The organism is Ruegeria sp. HKCCE4148 (assembly GCF_017872495.1).
Classification (GTDB): domain Bacteria; phylum Pseudomonadota; class Alphaproteobacteria; order Rhodobacterales; family Rhodobacteraceae; genus Ruegeria.
The window spans coordinates 135,220-152,815 of sequence record NZ_JAEDOS010000007.1; the positions used below are offsets into that span (position 1 = coordinate 135,220).

Annotated in this window: 14 protein-coding genes; 10 read left to right on the plus strand and 4 right to left on the minus strand. The window is 52.6% G+C overall.

The features are described 5' to 3' along the window. Positions 1-57: 57 nt before the first annotated feature. On the minus strand, positions 58-834 hold the full coding sequence (locus I9187_RS17380) for a fumarylacetoacetate hydrolase family protein (protein WP_170791928.1): 777 nt from the start codon (positions 832-834) through the stop codon (positions 58-60). Between the two features lie 226 nt (positions 835-1,060). Further along, positions 1,061-1,477 carry a helix-turn-helix domain-containing protein gene (locus I9187_RS17385; protein WP_170459097.1) on the minus strand — a complete coding sequence of 139 codons (417 nt, stop codon included), beginning with the start codon at positions 1,475-1,477 and terminating at the stop codon, positions 1,061-1,063. Between the two features lie 72 nt (positions 1,478-1,549). On the opposite strand from I9187_RS17385, the gene I9187_RS17390 reads away from it, so the two are divergent. The 7 genes from I9187_RS17390 (at position 1,550) to I9187_RS17420 (ending at position 8,515) form a co-directional block, all read left to right on the plus strand. Beyond that, positions 1,550-2,185: a cation diffusion facilitator family transporter gene (locus I9187_RS17390; RefSeq protein WP_170459099.1), complete on the plus strand. Its 636-nt coding sequence runs from the start codon at positions 1,550-1,552 to the stop codon at positions 2,183-2,185. Positions 2,186-2,575: 390 nt separating this feature from the next. Beyond that, positions 2,576-3,658: a ribosome small subunit-dependent GTPase A gene (gene rsgA, locus I9187_RS17395; RefSeq protein WP_171181864.1), complete on the plus strand. Its 1,083-nt coding sequence runs from the start codon at positions 2,576-2,578 to the stop codon at positions 3,656-3,658. 4 nt (positions 3,659-3,662) lie between these two features. Then, positions 3,663-4,433 (plus strand): VOC family protein, encoded by a 771-nt coding sequence (locus I9187_RS17400; protein ID WP_237217125.1) that lies wholly within the window; start codon positions 3,663-3,665, stop codon positions 4,431-4,433. Positions 4,434-4,661: 228 nt separating this feature from the next. Next, positions 4,662-5,567, plus strand: coding sequence for a sterol desaturase family protein (locus I9187_RS17405; RefSeq protein WP_209940276.1), 906 nt, complete (start codon positions 4,662-4,664; stop codon positions 5,565-5,567). Between the two features lie 494 nt (positions 5,568-6,061). Beyond that, on the plus strand, positions 6,062-6,481 hold the full coding sequence (locus I9187_RS17410; RefSeq protein ID WP_209940277.1) for a hypothetical protein: 420 nt from the start codon (positions 6,062-6,064) through the stop codon (positions 6,479-6,481). Between the two features lie 860 nt (positions 6,482-7,341). Then, a complete protein-coding gene (locus I9187_RS17415; RefSeq protein ID WP_171239062.1) occupies positions 7,342-7,680 on the plus strand; it encodes a cytochrome c in 339 nt (112 codons plus the stop codon). A 418-nt stretch (positions 7,681-8,098) separates the two neighbouring features. After that, a complete protein-coding gene (locus I9187_RS17420) occupies positions 8,099-8,515 on the plus strand; it encodes a cytochrome c (RefSeq protein WP_171181979.1) in 417 nt (138 codons plus the stop codon). A 210-nt stretch (positions 8,516-8,725) separates the two neighbouring features. Here I9187_RS17420 and I9187_RS17425 read toward each other — a convergent pair whose 3' ends face one another. Then, positions 8,726-10,372, minus strand: coding sequence for an alkaline phosphatase family protein (locus I9187_RS17425; protein ID WP_209940278.1), 1,647 nt, complete (start codon positions 10,370-10,372; stop codon positions 8,726-8,728). A 270-nt stretch (positions 10,373-10,642) separates the two neighbouring features. On the opposite strand from I9187_RS17425, the gene I9187_RS17430 reads away from it, so the two are divergent. Genes I9187_RS17430 through I9187_RS17440 form a run of 3 tightly spaced genes read left to right on the plus strand, consistent with a single transcriptional unit; the run spans position 10,643 to position 15,459 of the window. After that, positions 10,643-11,638 carry an HlyD family efflux transporter periplasmic adaptor subunit gene (locus I9187_RS17430; protein ID WP_171181977.1) on the plus strand — a complete coding sequence of 332 codons (996 nt, stop codon included), beginning with the start codon at positions 10,643-10,645 and terminating at the stop codon, positions 11,636-11,638. Beyond that, positions 11,635-14,334 (plus strand): ribosome-associated ATPase/putative transporter RbbA, encoded by a 2,700-nt coding sequence (gene rbbA / locus I9187_RS17435; protein ID WP_171181974.1) that lies wholly within the window; start codon positions 11,635-11,637, stop codon positions 14,332-14,334. Before I9187_RS17430 ends, rbbA begins: the two co-directional genes overlap by 4 nt. Next, complete coding sequence (locus tag I9187_RS17440) at positions 14,335-15,459, plus strand: ABC transporter permease (protein WP_171181972.1); 1,125 nt, start codon at positions 14,335-14,337, stop codon at positions 15,457-15,459. Positions 15,460-15,845: 386 nt separating this feature from the next. Here the strand turns inward: I9187_RS17440 and I9187_RS17445 are convergent, their stop codons facing one another. Beyond that, the gene (locus I9187_RS17445) at positions 15,846-16,685 is read right to left on the minus strand and encodes an SDR family oxidoreductase (protein ID WP_171181970.1); all 840 of its coding nucleotides are present in this window, start codon (positions 16,683-16,685) and stop codon (positions 15,846-15,848) included. Positions 16,686-17,596: the final 911 nt, after the last annotated feature.

Sequence of the window (17,596 nt, forward strand, 5' to 3'; positions counted from 1 at the left end):
CAGCTATTGAGAGCAACATTTCTTTGGTGCAGTCGGCGTCACCACTCTACCAAAGCCTCATGTAAATCGTACCGAGAGCTCGGTGTCCATCACGCCACCAAAACCAGCTGACCATTCTTCACCCGGAGACACTGGCCATGCGTCTGTCAAAGTACCGGTTGTAACCAGCTCGCCTCCCTGAAGCTGGTCGGCTTCGGAGAGCAGAGACACAAGATGAGCCAGGACTTCAATTGGGCCTCCAAGCGCGTTTTCACCTTTGCCGGACCCGATGGCCTTGGTGCCCTTGAACAATGCTAGTGGCACTTCGGCCAAGCCGATCAAAACATCATGCGTCGCCGCGACTTTGTCGCCAAGAACAAGGCAGCCGTGCAATCCTTGTGCTGCGATTGAATCTTCGACTGAGAATTTCCAGTCGGGATAAATCGATTGCACGATTTCAAACCCTGGAGCGACCCACTCCACGCAACCTGCCAACTGTTCATTGTTCATTTCAGCCGTCGGGGCATAGCCAAGGCCTAGTACGATTTCTGGTTCGATTCTCGGTTCTGAATAACTTGCCAAGTTTACCGGCTGATCAGTCGAAAACAGCCCATCTGCGTGGACCTCTCCCCAAATGGGTTGATCCACACCGTAAACAGGCCAAATCGTGCGGTTCGTGAAGCCGACTTTTCGGCCGACTCTCTTTTTGCCCTGAAGCTCTCGGACGCGACTTGCAAGCGAATAAGCGTCATCCAGTGTTAGCTTTCCTGCCTCTGAAGACAGTTTGGGTATCTGCTGGCCAGAGGTCAGGGCATGAGCGATTTTCTGAGCGTTAGCTTCAAGATCTCTTGTCATATTCGTACTATACTCGCCGACGGCTGGATTGCGATACAAGCAAGGTTCTGAAGGACCAGAGTAATGATTTTCGCCCAAGTCTAGCTCCAAGACCTACAAAGTGTCTTTAACTTATACGGCAGTTTCGTACCAACGGCAGATGTTCGACATAGTCGGGGCAACGACTGAGTTGCGGACTTAGCTGCCGTTAACTTTTAGCGGTCAAATGTCCGCTTCCCTCGGTGTTCTAGTGGTCTCTGTCGCACAAGCCGTGGTCGGCCAACGATGCTAATACGTAGCAGTCTTCGGAAACGCCTTTACCATTGCAGCCCTTCGATATCCGGTTGAGTTCCTTTTCAAGTGTTCGGAGGCGTTTGATCTTGGTGCGGACCTCTTCAAGTTGAGATGTTGCGATATCCGTCGCAGCCTCGCACGACCGGTCGGGGTGCTCCTGCAATTCGATCAGCGAAGAAATTGCTTCAATTGAAAACCCAAGATCACGCGCATGGCGGATGAAGCTCAGCCGCTCTAACCCAGCTTGGTCGTATCGTCTTTGGTTGCCTGACGTGCGCTCTGCCTCGGGCAGTAGTCCCATTTCCTCGTAATACCGGATGGTCGGAACTTTGACCTTTGTGCGCTTAGAAAGCTCGCCAATGGAAAACATGAAGAAACCTCTTGAACCTCTAGTCGCTAGAGACATTACATCATGAACAACCAAAGATGAAAGAGGATTCCCATGGCTGGTTGCTGCGGACATGACGCCAAGTTTGACGGTGTTTCAGATGACTACAAAAGACGGCTTTGGATCGTGATCGCGCTCAACGCGACGATGTTCTTTGTCGAGATGACAGCGGGTCATTTGGCCAAATCCCAAGCGCTGCAGGCAGACGCACTCGACTTCGCAGGCGATGCGCTCACCTACGGCATTTCGCTTGCTGTTATCGGGGCCTCTCTCCGCGCAAGAACGAATGCAGCACTGTTCAAAGGCATCAGCCTTCTGATGATGGGCCTTTGGGTGTTCGGATCGACTGTCTATCGCGTCTTCTTTGTGGGCGTTCCAACTGCAGAGATAATGGGGGGCGTCGGCTTTCTCGCGTTGCTTACCAATCTAGCAAGCGTCTTGCTTTTGGTCCGCTACAAAGATGGTGATGCCAATGTTCGGTCGGTTTGGCTGTGTTCGCGCAATGACGCGATTGGGAACGTGGCAGTGATGTTTGCAGCACTTGGTGTCTGGGGCACGTCAACAGGTTGGCCTGATCTTGTCGTGGCAACCGTCATGGCCGGGCTCTTTCTGTCGTCTGCCTTCCAAATTGTGCGCCAAGCCTTGGCTGAGCGCCGGGAAATGACCGACCATAAGCACGCGGAAGCATGATGCTGCCGACCAAGCGCAAAAACAGACCTTCGCCATAGCGCGGCTTCTTGGGGGGTATAGGCTCGAAGTAGTTATTCGTGAAATGACTGCTCAGCGGACAAAGCTGACATAGTCTTTTTCCTGTTGAATTGCTGCTACGGTAACTGAAGAAGAGTTCCAAATCAGCCGTCAACTGTTGTGTTGTGCACGCGTTCATCCTATGTGCAAATAATCTGAAATGGAGATTTCATGTCCCGGTAAGGAAGGGAGGCAGCGCGCCTCCCGGAGCACATTCAACATCTGAAGAAACACCGTCACATTATGGCCGACGGTGAGTCTTGATGTGCAAACTTTTTTCTCACCAACAGCGCCCAGATCAGACTTGGGCCAGAGACATGAAAGTGACACCCTATGATAAGGGATTACTCAGACTTCCTTCCGCTTCGCGCACGCAACGCCGGAAGACACTCCGACTTCAACCCTCTTCAGGCATTGGGATGGCAACCGTTTTTCGCCCAGCAGATCAGCGTAGAAGATTTGTCGGTGACACCGCCCGTTCGAATTGTCGAAGTGCATCGCAATGGCCTGCACGCCCTCGGTGACGGCATCGATACGATACTTCCTCCCAGAGCCGATGTAACTGTAGGGGACTGGCTGATGCTGGATCCTTTGCGCCCGCGATCCAGTCGGGTTCTAGAGCGCACGAGCCTCATCAAACGGCGTGCGCCCGGAACCGACCGGCAGGAACAACTGATCGCGGCGAACATTGATACCGCCTTTATCGTCACGTCCTGCAATCAGGATTTCAAAGTGGCCCGGCTGGAACGCTATGCAGCTCTCACTTTTGAGGCAGGGATCACGCCTGTCATCGTCGTCACAAAGACCGACCTCCTGACGGACTCGCAAAGCTACATCGACACGGCCCGCACGGTGTCGGACATGATCGATGTGGTCGCACTTGACGCCCGCGGAGACGCGCCCCGGACAAAACTGACTTCTTGGTGCAGGCCCGGCAAGACGGTGGCGTTTCTCGGCTCATCTGGCGTTGGGAAATCGACGTTAGCCAATGCATTGCTCCAGAGCCAATCCATCGAGACCCAATCTATTCGCGAGGACGACGCCAAGGGGCGGCATACGACAACGCGGCGCGAGCTCCATGCAATGCCCAATGGATGTCTGATACTGGACACCCCGGGTATGCGGGAATTGCAGCTCACCGATGCAGCTGACGGCATTGATGATCTCTTTGCCGACATTCAGGAGTTGGCCGTGCGGTGTCGATTCAGGGACTGCCAGCACGAATCCGAGCCGGGATGCGCTGTTCTGAAGGCTATCGATGAGGGTGCTCTTGATGGCGGTCGTCTTAGCAGATGGCGCAAGCTCATGGCCGAAGACGCCTTCAATTCCGCGAGTCTTGCGGAACGAAGGTCGCGCGACAAGGCGTTCGGGAAGATGGTCCGCGGTGTCAAAAAGCTCAAAGATGTCAGGAAGTAAGACGATGACACAGTCGAAAGCAGGTCAATTCGTATGGCATGACCTTTTCACATCGGACAGGGCGTGTTCGATGGCATTCTACCAGCACGTCGCCAACTGGACGTATGAAGTCGAGCGGGCATCGGATTTTGCATGGGGTGGCGGCGAGCAGGATTTCGTCCTTGCCCTTTCCGGTGACGAAGCGGGTGCGGGATTGATTGAGACGCCCCTGGAGCAGGAAAATGGCTGGATCTCTTACATCGAAGTTCCCGATGTGGACATAGCGATCAACCGCGTCGGTACACTCGGAGGTAAGATCGTTCGGGAGCCATTCGAGGTGCCGGGTGTCGGTCGCAATGCGCTCGTCCGCGATCCGCTCGGTGCTCTAGTGGGGATTTCTTTGTCTCGGCACACTTTCCCCGTACCGCAAAGGCAGTTCGGCCCTGAAGTGTATGTCAGCAACGGGAATGACTTTCCGCAAGCGTTCTACATCGAACTCTTCGGATGGCAGGTTTCTCCCCAGCGGGGCAAGGATTGCGTCACCCTCCTCGAGCCTCAGGGCCAACTTGTTGCAATCCAGCATGCCGCGACTTGGTCAACTGCCTCAAACGCATCTTGGGTTCCTTGCATCAAGGTTGCTTCAGTCTCCGATGCCTCCCGTGCTGCCGAAACCAAAGGGGCGCGTCTGGCTTCTGTGAATGATAATGAAACCGTTCAAGCCGATAGCCCCATCCTGTGTGATCCAAACGGTGCGCCGTTTGCTCTCGGCGTTAAGCAGACAACGAATCTCTATTAGCTTGCCAAATTCTTCACAGGAATTGCAGAGCGGACATTTGCCCGCTCTGCAGCATCCGTGACTCAGGGCTCGAAGTAGTAATTGGCTGCAGGCTTCTACAAAGGCAGCTCTGCGGACAAAGCCGACCTCAGTTGGTGTTGCTTGAATGTCTGCTTAGATAAAAGTGGGGTTGTTGCTTATAAGTGTTTGCTGGCCAATTGCGACGACCAACCTAGGAGCACACGTACCATGTCCGACGCAATCCTTGCCGCCGAGCCGACCATCCGCCTTGTCGCCTTTCTGGGCGTTCTTGCGGTCATGGCGCTGTGGGAGATTGGAGCACCGCGCAGAAGGAGGGAAATTCCGCGCGTTGTCCGGTGGACAAATAACCTAGCACTCGTGGTGCTCGACACCGCGATCCTGAGGTTGACCTTTCCGATCCTCGCAGTGGGTCTCGCGGTTTTGGCCGAGGAGCGCGGGTGGGGCCTCTTCAACAACATCGACGCCCCGGTCTGGCTTGCCATCGTCGTCTCGATGCTACTGCTCGATCTAGCGATCTACCTCCAGCACGTAATGTTCCACGCAGTGCCGGGGCTCTGGCGCCTGCACCGGATGCACCACGCCGATCTCGACTTCGACGCGACCACGGGACTGCGCTTCCATCCGGTGGAAATCCTCATTTCGATGGGGATAAAACTGGCCGTCGTTGCCGCTCTAGGTCCGCCTGCAATCGCCGTGCTCTTGTTCGAGGTGATCCTGAACGCGACGTCGCTTTTCAATCACGCCAACATCAATTTTCCCCGTCCAGTGGACCGCATCCTAAGATTGATCGTCGTCACCCCGGACATGCACCGCGTGCACCATTCCATTGATCCACGCGAAACCAACTCGAACTTCGGTTTCAACCTACCGTGGTGGGATCGGCTCCTGGGAACCTATGTTGCGCAGCCTGCGCAGGGACATAAGGAGATGGTGATCGGCATCGAGCAGTTTCGCACAAGCCGCGACCTCTGGCTCGACCGGATGCTGATACAACCGCTGCGGGGTCCGGCAAGCGGAGGTTCGCTCGACGCCCTAAGCCATCAGGAGCAATCTTCGCCCGTCTCATCTGAGCAAAACAAACTTGGCAAAGACCAAGGGGACCAACGGCGCTGAACCAGTGACCGCTATGCCGCGCTTGGAAGTCAGTCAGACTTTGCGCAGCATCCGTCACTCTGGGCTCAGAGCGGCCGTTCGCATTCATTGTCGCGGAGTCCGCATCCAGCCCAAAGCAGACCCACAGGCCGGAGAAGTCTTTGAGATCCATGTGGCATTTCTCCTGCGCGAATAAATTTGCGCTGATGCGCGTTTGTTTGCTGTTGTTGTCCAGGCATCTCATAACTGACGCGTTTGCGGTTTATCGCCTGCGTGCGAGTGAAGTACTTTGATCGGTCAAAAGTTGAAGACTGCCAATCAAAGCGCACTTATGATTGAAGGGCAGTGCTCTAAAGTTGTAGGACCCGTACAGGAACTATCTTAAATTGAGCGCGTACTTTGGAACGCGCAAACTTATGGGCAAATCGTGCAAAGTTATGCGCAAGTACCGCGCAGAGTTTTGGGCAAAGCTCCAAGATTTTCTTTAACGAAATCAATGTAAACAATGCAGCGTTATGAGCGCACCTACATCGTTGTCGAGCGGCGAAAGCTGTCTTGTAAAGGCTGAGCAGGGTGTAACTGCATCGAGTGCTGTTCAATGGCTTAAAGGTCGGAAGGAATATTACCCTTCAATTTGGGAAAAGCCGGATAACGTTACACCAATCTTGCCCAGCATAGATTTCGAAGATGAAGTGGTTTTCGTTCCGGTGGCTACCGATAACGCTTATTTCCATCCTCGTCTGGCTCGAGGCGGTAAATTCACAATTGGAGCCAAGGGGGAGGAGGTTCAGTATGACTCCTATGACGAAGCGCTTTCCGAACTTCAGAAGATGGCCACTCCGCGTTGGCGTCGCCCTAACGGAGCGGGAAACTGGGGCATCGTTTCCGGACGGGATTGGAAGAGAGTCGAGCGTCGCAAACTGCCCGTAACATAGTTTGGCGGATTGGACGCTTCGCACTCGGCGCTCCGCCACTTCCTTGTTGTTTCATAGCGGCAAGAAGTCAGAATCCACCACAATTGAACGGTAATGAAATCGCCGGCCCGATCAGGCGGTTTCATCAAAACTAAACCTAGAGGGTAAGCATGGCACACCAACAGTGTTCCGACTGTCTTCGGACAGTCTATATGGATGATGATAGAGAAACAGACTACCCAGATGCTACTGGACTTTGTTCCTCTTGCGCGGAAGAACGGCGGCGGCAGGAAGAGGACTATTGGGACGACTAGAACCTGACATCACAGGTTGAGGCTATGTGTATGGAGTTTCATCAAAACTATACCGCCTTTTTAGTCCACTGGTGTCTTTAGACGGACGTCGTTTCAGGTTCATTGCCAATAACCTGTGGCAAACTTTCCGCAACCAAGTGTTGAAGCTTGCTAGCTTAGATGTACTTATAGCTGTAAGGCGCTGGCTTTGGGTCAGTTTTGCGAGCACCTAACTACAGAAGTCAGAGTGCTTTCGACTCGGAGTGCAGGCTTTTGGGCAAATCGTGCAGAATTATGCGCAAACGTCGCGCAAAGTTATGGGCGAGTACACTTGAATTTCATGAATAAAATCAGTGACTGGAACGCAGCGTCATGCGCGTCCCTACATCGTTTTGTGAGAGTTTTGTAAAGTTGGCCCTCACCGATCCTAAAACGGCAGTTGCTTTCATTGCCATGTTCTACATTGGACCGTAGGCTGAATAATAAACGGGGTAGAGCATGCACGCTATAAGGTGGGTTATTTTATCGGCTGGATTTATCGCTCTAGCCACAGCGTCGTGTACAGATTTGTATCCTGACGCCGATGTCATGCCCACTCGCGCTGATGGGGCAGCCTTTTTCTCAGAAAACTGTACTTCTTGTCATGGTGTGGATGGTAGAGGCGGTGGCCCGGCAAGCAGCGGTCTTTCCGTTGAGCCAACAGATTTGACAACATTGAGCGCGAAGAACGCAGGCACTTTCCCTCAAGCACGGGCCCTAAGCTACATCTATGGCGACCCAGGAAACAGCCATCTTGCTCGGGTTATGCCGGAATTTGGTGGGGAAATGGCGGAAGACCTGGTTCCGGTTGAAATCGAGGGTGTCTTGACGCCCACCCCGCGCGAGTTAGCAGGGTTATTGTTTTTCTTAGAAGGCATCCAACAGTAGATTGGTGTTCTTGGCGTTAGGTCAGTAATTGATCGTTTGCCGGTGTTCTGGACTTGCACCTTTTTTGACCCGGTGACAATTGCAGGCCCAGCATTGTGAAGCGCCGTGTTCTGCTAGGCGTAAGCAGTCACTCAAAATCATTTGGCCGAATTGGCGTGTCGAGTCCAATTCTGGCAGACTGCGAGTTGAAATATGATTTATGTCAAAGAGTCGAGCGCCTTCACATGCTAAATTTCGAATGTTAAATAGTGAAGCTGTTCTGAGCTCGTTGCTGCCTGTCCCCATCAATCGGTTTTGGGCCACAGGATAGCAAATGTTATATGGTAGAGGACCGACGTTGACCGGGGGAAGATGTCGGTCCATTTCTGTTGTAGTAAACTCTCGTGTTGCAAAGGACCTCCGGCTTATGAGGCACTTTATGATCGTTGCAAGCATGGGCATTAGTTCGGTTGCAACGACGTCTGCGGCCGATGAGTTTTCGGACCTTGGCAAAGACTTCTTTGTTGAGCATTGCGCCAGATGTCACGGAATCGATGCATCTGGAAAAGGGCCTGACGCAGCTGGTTTGAAAACTGATCCTGCTGATTTAACAAAGATTTCCGACCGTAGGGGAGGCGTGTGGCCCATGTTGGAGGTCATGTCGATCTTGGACGGTTATTTGAAAGTTCAAGAACCTCGCGATGACATGCCAATAATCAACGAGTTGAACGACGGCCCTACTGTCGAATTCGATACGGGGAATGGTTTGGTTACGCGTATTCCTTCCAGACTAATCGAAGTTGCTGAGTATTTGGAGAGTATTCAGTCTCCGAAGCCGGAACGATATGTTCCGTGAAGTTCTGCTCCGCATTTATGTATGCTAAAGAATGCTACGTTGGGCGGTTTCCGTAGTCGCCAAGAAGCAACGAATATGAGGATCGCTTTGTGGACGATGTCGTCGCGGTCTGGCCTAGCGTGCTTCAGTATCAGGTCTCGCGCTTCACAGCGGTCTAATCCAAGACTTCTTGTAGTACCTCACCGCTCGCACCATTAGGACGTGCCGTGCTCAATATGCTGACAGTGTGGATGCGAGAGCAGTCTTGCAAACACGGCGTGCGACCCGTTGCGGTTTTAAGTTCGGTCCAGCAAAGATAATCGGCACATGTGTGTCACCGCGCCACGGTGACCCGTGGGTGGATGTGACAGACAGACCATCGAAGTCCGCGATGAACCAGCCGGGTTTGAAGATTACGTACATGTTCCCGGATCGGGTGGGGTGGTAGTTGTTGCGGACCAAGCGCATGATGTCGGTATCGGGCAGGAGGTTTGCTTCGATAGCCGTACTGGGGACGGCGAATGCCACATCGGGAAAGGATAGAAGCTCTTCTGCAATGGCTGACTCCAGCGTGGGTAAGTCAATATCACTGCGAGCCAATACTTCGGGGGCGATATTGAGATAGGGGTGATTATAACCCTCAAGCAATTTCCCGGTGATCCCAAACCGCTCCTTAAGCCTGGCTATCTGTTCCGTCGGGTCCCATGTGTCCGGAGCAACAAGGCCAGTTCGGATGCCAACACTCTCTAAATAGCCCGGCGCATCGGTGGTGCCGTGGTCCGCCGATAGAACGATCAAAACGTTTTCCAGCCCAATCCGTTCGTCAATAAACGCGAAGAGATTCATGAGAGTCTGATCGAGGCGGTATATCGTGTCCTCGGCTTCAAGACTGGAGGGGCCAAACACATGGTTGACGTAATCCACGGACGAGAAGCTAATCGCCAGATAATCCGCTACCGCGTCTTGCCCGATATCCTCGGCATCAATCAATCGTTTGGCAAATTGCGCCGTCAGATCGTCACCAGCGGGACTAAGCGTTAAAAAGGTCGTAAAGTAGGGATCTTCCAGCGGGTCAAACCCATTTTGCGCCGAAGAATAGCGATGAGGAAAGGTTGTGCCGAACCCGGCGACATCCGTCTCCCATGGTTGGTTGTCACGGTCGCCAAAGAGATAGGCTTCCTTTGGGTGCATCAATTCCCAAGAGGTTCCTTCAAAGGAGGCGCTTGGCGATGCGTCATTCCAGGCGGAAACCCAATCCGGGTATTTGTCGTAATAATACGAGCTTGTGACAAAACGGTTTGCGGCTTTTGAGAACCAGAAGGCTTTGCCGCTTTGTCCCGCCATTGTAATAGCCCCACGGTCTTTGATTGAAACTCCAAAGACCTTGGCCGCACCAGCAGTGGAAGCGCTTAATTCGTCCGAAAGAGTTGTAACAAGCATAGCGCGTGGTGACCGCCCATCTGTGCCAGCTGCCGCCTGTGTTGGGTCAATTTCAATGTCGTCATTGACGCCAGCGCCATCTCCAAGGAGCGGAGCGGTGCTGTCTTCAACGTTGTAAACAAGGCGGTCTAGGGTTGTGTCGAACCAAATGTTTCCGATCATCCCGTGCACTGCCGGTGTTGCCCCGGTGGCCAATGTGGCGTGCCCGACAACAGTCTCTGTATTGGCATGGCAATGATGGGCGTCCACATAGTGTACACCGTTTTCAAGTAAATACTTAAGGCCACCCTCCCCAAGATTCTCAAAGTAGCGTGTCGGTAGATCGCCCCGAAACGCGTCAACGGTCAGCTGCAAAACGAGACGAGGAGGTTCTTGTGCATACGCAGGAGCGACTGCAACCAACCACAAAGACAAACAAGCTCTTAGTGTTTTGGTCATAGTGTTTCCTTTCGCTGTATTGCGCAGCTGGTTAGCGGCGACCGCAATTGCGCGTTAGAACAACCCGTTTCAATACCAAACTGATAACAAAAACGCTTCAAGTCTACTTCTTCCCACCTATCGCGAAAGAGCCTGCAACACCCAAACCGGTGTTCATACAAACAATTGCTTGGCACTGAGGTGTCCGGGTCGGTTTTGATCCAAAACAAGGCTTTGAGTCTTTTAAGACACTAAACTCTGCGCCAGAAACCCTGTTTCAGGTGAAACGCTATGACCAAAAGCCTATCGGTTTTTCTTATTTTGGCTGGTTTAGTAATTGCTGGTGCGTTGCTGTATGTCGTTGTTGCCGAGGATGGCGATGAATTGCCGGTTGGGTTTGTTCAAGGAAACGGGCGGGTTGAAGCGGAACAAGTCGAAATAGCACCAACTAATGCAGGTCGGGTTGCGAAGGTAACGGCAACAGAGGGCAGTATGGTTGCAGCCGGTCAAATCCTGGCCGAAATGGACATAGACGAGCTATCTGCGGCCCTGGATCGGGCTAGAGCCGAAGTAGCATTGGCAAATCAAACAAAGGCCGAAGCAGAAGCGCTCGTTGTGCAACGCGAAAGCGAACAGCGCAGGGCTGAGCAAGAGCTTGATCGTGCCACGGCGTTGCTGGCAGGACAAAATATCTCCAAAACTATTTTTGAAGATCGCGATACCACTCATAAAGTTGCTACAGCAGTATTGGGCGCCGCCAAAGCCCGAGTTGCAACCGCAGAAAGCCGTATTGCAGCCGCTGAGGCAGAAGTGCGCAGGATCGAAGCACAGATTGAAGACAGCGCTCTAGTGGCACCTTTGCCCGGACGCGTGCTTTACCGGCTTGCAGAACCCGGAGAGGTCGTTGGCGCGGGCGAACCAATCCTGACTATTCTTGGCCTTGAGAATGTTTACATGGAAGTTTTTCTTCCGGCGCGTGAAGCCGGACTTTTGCCCATTGGAGCTGAGGCTCGCATCGTGCTCGACGCTTTGCCGGAATATGCGATACCTGCATTCGTGAGCTTTGTTTCTCCCGAGGCACAATTCACTCCCAAACAGGTCGAGACCCTGGATGAACGGGAGCAACTGGTTTTTCGCGTTCGCGTCCGTATCCCAATAGACTTGGTTGAAAGTCGGATCGAGCACGTCAAAACCGGTCTGCGCGGTGTCGCGGTGATCCGGCTTAACCCAGCCGTTGCTTGGCCTGAGACGCTGGAACAACGCATCCCAGCAGAGCTTTTCGAATGAGAGTAGAGGGTGAAACCAGCGATATTCGAATTTCAGGTGTTACGCACCGCTATCGGAAGCATGTTGCACTGGATTCTATTTCGTTGGAACTGCCAGGCGGCCAGCTTGTGGGCTTTATCGGGCCGGATGGGGTGGGAAAGTCTACACTGCTTGGTTTGATCACCGGCGCAAAGAAACTGCAATCCGGCAATATCGACGTTCTAGGCGGCCCGATTGGCAATTCTGGCCATCGACACAGGATTTGCCCAGCCATCGCTTTCATGCCGCAAGGGCTGGGTCGAAACCTGTATCCGGAGCTGTCTGTACGCGAGAACCTCGAGTTCTTCTCAGGTCTCTTTGCTCAAGGGCATTCAGAGCGGGATGACCGTATCGCAGCGCTATTGGCTGCGACAGGGCTTGCGCAGTTTGAAGACCGTCTGATGGGCAAGCTCTCGGGTGGGATGAAGCAAAAACTAGGCCTTTGCTGTGCTTTAATCCATGACCCCAAACTTTTGGTTTTGGATGAGCCAACGACCGGGGTCGACCCGTTGTCGCGTCGGCAGTTCTGGGCTTTGATTGATGCAATCCGAGCAAAAAGCCCTGAACTGTCGGTATTGGTTTCAACGGCGTACATGGAAGAAGCCGACGGTTTTGACCGGATTGTCGCGATGGACGCGGGTCAAGTCATCTTTCAGGGGAAGCCCGCCGAATTGAAAGGGAGTGATGTCGACCTCGAAATTGCATATCGGCGTCTGAGATCACAGGAGTTGCCCGTCGAATCGGAGGGGAAAAACAAAACGAATGTGCAGATCGAAGCAAGCCCAGTGATAGTTGCGCGTGGACTGACACGACGCTTTGGTGATTTCACGGCCGTAGACAACGTCGACTTCACAATCAATCAAGGAGAGATATTCGGGTTTCTAGGATCAAACGGTTGCGGCAAGTCCACGACAATGAAGATGTTGACTGGCTTGTTACCTTCCAGCTCAGGTGAAGCACTGCTGTTTGGCAACCCTGTCGATGCATATGATCGAAAAATGAGGCGTGAAATCGGCTACATGAGCCAGGCCTTTTCCTTGTATGGCGAGTTGTCGGTCCATCAGAACCTACAATTGCATGCGCGGATATTTGCAATTGCCGACCGAGAACAACGTGTTTCGGAACTCACTGAGCGCTTTGGGCTCGAGGAACACCGGCATACGTTGGCGACGGCACTGCCCCTTGGGATCAAACAGCGACTGTCGCTAGCCGTAGCAGTGATCCACCGCCCGCGGGTGCTAATTCTCGACGAACCAACATCCGGTGTGGATCCAGAGGCGCGCGATTCCTTCTGGGATTTGCTGATTGAGCTCTCTCGAAATGAGTCGGTTACAATCTTTGTGTCCACTCATTTCATGGGCGAGGCGGAACGCTGTGATCGCGTTTCTTTTATGCATGCTGGTAGAGTTCTAGCGGAAGGTACTCCGGCTGAACTGATCGCTATTGAAGGGGTGGAAAGCCTTGAAGACGCTTTCATTTCGATATTGGAAGCAGCAGAAAAACCAGTCTCTGTTGTCGCGCCAGAAGTAGAATTTGGGACTAAATCCCAAGCCAGTCGAAGGGATTTCTCTCGTGTATTGGCATATGCGCGGCGCGAAACCGTTGAAGTAGCTCGTGACCCGGTGCGTCTGGCTTTCGCGTTTCTGGGTTCTGCTATTCTAATGTTAGTTTTTTGCTTTGGAATTACGCTGGATATAGATGAACTTGAATTCGCGGTACTTGACCTTTCTCAGGGGCCGGAGAGTCGTGCTTATTCGGCTGAATTCGCCGGATCGTCCTACTTTAAAGCCACATCGCCGCTGCAAAGCGCCAGCGAAGGGCGCGACCGTCTAGTGGCAGGTGAGGTCTCTCTGGTTGTTGAGTTGCCACCTGACTTTGACCGAAAGATGAGTACGGGTGAACCGACCCAGATACTTGCAACTGTAGACGGCGCTATCCCATTTAAAGGTGAGACGGTTGAAGGTTATGTTTCCGGATTGCACCAATCATTTCTCTCGGAATATGCCCATAGCAATGGCAAAACCCAGATAGATATTGCCCGGATCGAACCCCGGTTTCGCTACAATCAGAGCTTTGAAAGCATCGCCGCGATGGCTCCGGCAATGCCTGCTATCTTACTGATTATGTTGCCAGCTGTTTTGACTGCTGTAAGCGTAGCAAGGGAACGAGAGCTGGGGTCAGTTGTCAATTTCTACGTGACACCAACCACGCGGCTTGAATTTCTAGTCGGCAAACAAATTCCATACATTTTGATCGCCTACGCAAATTTTCTGCTTTTGGCCGGAATGACAGTTTTTCTTTTCGGGGTACCGTTAAAAGGAAACCCTTTCCCTTTGGCTGTTGGCGCCCTTCTTTACGTTTGGGCAACAACATCCTACGGGTTGTTGATCGCCACAATGACATCCAGTCAGGTGGCCGCCACGTTTGCAACTGCCATCGCCTCAGTTGTCCCAACAATCCAGTTCTCAGGTCTGTTGCAACCTGTTTCAACGCTTGAAGGAGGCGCACAAGTGGTTGGCTCTCTTTGGCCTTCCTCATATTTCCTACACCTAAACGTTGGAGCCTTCACTAAAGGTTTGGGGTGGGAGGCCCTTGCGCCAGACATTCTGGCCCTCGCCTGCTTCGGACCAGTTCTGACACTGATCGCAGCCCTATGTCTTCGGGCGCAGGAGAAGTGAATGCAGCGCTTCTACTGCATATTCTGGCTAGGCTTGAAAGAAGTGATGAGCCTGCGCCGTGATTGGGTGATGATGGCATTGTTGGTCTGGTCGTTCACGCTGGCCCCGATCATGGAAGCAACGGGAGTGGCAAGTTCTGTAAACAACGCCTCGATAGCGTTTGCGGATGAAGACGACTCGCCTCTTTCTCGATCACTTGCCACAGCGTTTTTCCCACCAGAGTTCCAACCGGTCGTCCTAATCGAACCCGGAAAAGGACCAGCGTACATGGATGCTGGGCGCTTTATTTTCGTTGTGGCTGTGCCCCCCGGATTCGAAAAGGATCTGCGCGCAGGGCGCAGTCCGGAGATTCAAGTTCTTATTGACGCAACCGCTATGGAACAGGCCGGTATTGGTGCAAACTACATCACCAGTATCTTGAGCGCTGAAATACATCGCTATGCAATTGGTATCGATCTAGTGGATGCTCCCTCAATCAGTGTCATCCTTAGAAGCGCCTTCAACCCAAATAGAGATACTGTACGTTTTGCTGGTATCGTTGCTTTGATCGGCCAGATCATGTGGCTCACAACTATATTGACCGGAGCGGCAATGATTAGAGAGCGAGAGCACGGGACTATTGAACATCTCCTTGCCATGCCGCTTGCCCCATTTGACATAGCTATTGCTAAAATTTGGGCGAATGCAGCAGTGGTTTTGGTAGCGGCTGGTCTTTCACTAACATTTGTGATGCAGGGTTCTTTGGGTATTAGTATCGCTGGATCCAAGATGTTGTTTTTGGTTGGCACGGCGTTGTTTCTTTTTACTGCGACGGCGCTTGGGGTGTTTCTGGCAACCATTGCACGCTCTATGGCGCAGTTCGCGCTTCTGGTCATGTTGATTGTGCTGCCAATGCTAATGCTGTCAGGTGGCGAAACCCCAATTGAAGGTCAGCCGGCGTGGTTGCAGGCAGGTACTTTGGTTCTGCCGTCACGCCATTACATGTCAGCAAGTCAGGCTATTGTTTTCAAAGGCGCTGGTATTGAGACTGTCTGGCCGGAATTCGTTTGGATGACGTTGTTGGGAATTGCTTTGTTACTAATGAGCCTACGGCTTTTTCGGCGTTCTCTTGCGCAGATCAGCTAGCAATCCAACTTGTTGGCTGTGACAGATTGGAGCGCTAGCTTCAATGTCTCTAGTCATATCGGCATTATGTGGGCCGACGGCTGGATTGCGATGCAATCGAGGTTTTGAAAGGCCATAGTCGCAAACTCAAAGGTTTGCACTGAAAGTGTCGAAACCTTCTGAATCAAATGGGCAAGTCCAAGGCGTTCAAGCGACAAAATTCTCCGCCCGTTTCTGAACCGAAGTTTTTTTACGCCACAACGGGTACACACAATAGAATTGGACAGGCCAGATGAGACTGTTAATGAGGTTCAATTATGGTGACAGGCGACAGGCTGTCGGCAACTGTAAAGCTGGCGGCATTCTTCAATCGCTAACTTGTCGTGATTGTTGGGCTATGGCGATGATCAGCCAGGCTTCGCCATGAAGTCCGCGAACGCTTTCTTATAGTCTGGATGCCATCGGCTGAGAGGTGGGCGATTTTCGATGATGTCTCCCACGCTCCAAGCAATGCGTTTCTCATCGATATCGCGTGAAACGTCATTGTCGGGGCAAAGGATGTAGAAATCCCCTCGGTTCACGCTTTCAACAAAGAAGTCGACCGCCTGCTCAGCGGTCCAGGCGGAGGCAGGCTTCTCGGGCGCGGAGATCATGCCGGTATAGACGAATCCTGGGACCAGAAGATGCGCGGTAATCTGATGACCTGGGCCCGTTCTGAGCTCGTGGGACAGTGCCTCGGTAAAGGCTTTGAGAGCCGCCTTGGAGACATTGTAAGCCGGGTTACCTGGCGGTGTCGTGATGCCTTGTTTGGACCCTGTATTGATGATTGCGCCTGGTCTGCCACGAGCGATCATGTTTGGCGCGAAGACCTGGGTGCCGTGGATCGGACCCCATAGGTTTACACCCAGCATATTGTCCCAAGCAGCGGCGTCGCCAACTGTCGATGAATTGCCTCCGACACCGGCATTGTTCATCAGAATATCTGTCCCTCCGTAGCGGTCTGCCACCATCCGCTCCAACGCCTCTAACTGCGCACGATCACGGACATCTGTCTCAGACGTCATTACATCGGCCGCGCCAGCGGCAGACACTATGTTTGCCGCGGCCGCCAGTTTCTCGGTGTCTCGATCAACAATAACAATGCGCATTCCCATTTGCGCGAACTTCACTGCGGTGGCGAGGCCAATGCCGGAAGCACCCCCGGTAATCACGGCCACAGAGTCTGAGGTAAATGCGGGGTGTGTCATCGGCTAAGCTCCTCCTAAGCCCGTGTTGGATCGAAAGGTCCGGAAAATCCAGACCGGCCTGGTGATATTAGGCGGCGTCGGCAACGTTAGTCTTCAGCTTGATAATACCTTCCAAACCGTAGGCGGTGAATAGCGCCTAGGTCGCCTTTTCTGCTTGTAAGCTTATCGGAATGACGGGGTCTGCCATGCCACTCTTGTCCACTTCATTTTGGAGTTTTTGCTGCCCAAGCGTGGTTTGGGTTGAGTTTTGCCAACTAGAATGCACTTTTGATTGAGTTTTGGTGCGTTCAAGTTGATCGAGCTACGCTAAGTCAATCGACAATTGAGCGCGTATAGTGAACCGTGCAAACTTTTGGGCGAATCGTGCAAACTTATGGGCGACGACACCCAGATTTTCTGAATAAAATCAATGATAGGAATGCAGCGTTACGCGCGTCCCTACATCGTTTGTGGATGATGACAGAAAAACAGATTATCTGGATGCTACTGGATTTTGTTCCTCTTGCGCGGAAGAACGGCGGCGGCAAGAAGAGGATTATTGGGACGACTAGAACCTAACATTGCGGGTTGAGGCTGTGTGTATGGAGTTTCATCAAAACCATACCGCCTTTTTAGTTCCCTGGTGTCTTAAGAAGGACGTCGTTTCAGGTTCATTGCGGACAACCTTTGGAAAATTTCTGCAATCAAGTATTGAGACATGCGAGCTTATATATACTTATAGCTGTAAGGCACTGGCTTTGGCTCAGTTTTGAGAGCACCTAACGACAGAAGCCAGAGTGCTTTCGAGTCGGAGTGCATGATTTGCCCATAAGATTGCGTGCTAAAGAAAGCCCATCGAACAAAACAGCTCCAATGACTTATCTGCGGTGCCCAATTACAGTTTACTCCCAATCACCAGCAGACGAGCGCCA